This window comes from Bacillus sp. C28GYM-DRY-1, assembly GCF_030519405.1.
Taxonomy (GTDB): domain Bacteria; phylum Bacillota; class Bacilli; order Bacillales; family Bacillaceae; genus Bacillus; species Bacillus spizizenii_A.
In genome coordinates, this window is record NZ_JAUMKF010000089.1 from 1 (window position 1) to 276 (window position 276).

Sequence of the window (276 nt, forward strand, 5' to 3'; positions counted from 1 at the left end):
ACAAAAGGCATTACCATGAGCATGTCCCGCAAAGGGACGCCCGCTGATAATGCCTCCATCGAATCGTTTCATTCCTCACTAAAGTCTGAAACGTTCTATCTTAACAGCATTGATCGAACCACGACCGCCATCGTAGAACAAACTGTCATAGAATACATTCATTATTATAACAATATTCGTATTCAAACGAAACTAAACAACCAATCACCGATAAACTATCGACAATTGGCTGTTTAAAAGGTGTTTTGATCCCTGTCTCAAAAACGGGGGTCAGTC

At 40.9% G+C, this 276-nt stretch carries 1 protein-coding gene; it reads left to right on the forward strand.

Annotation, left to right across the window (positions count from 1 at the left end):
- Nucleotides 1-237: IS3 family transposase (locus tag Q3W56_RS20805; protein ID WP_302896719.1), on the forward strand; the 237-nt coding region annotated here is incomplete at its 5' end.
- Nucleotides 238-276: the final 39 nt, after the last annotated feature.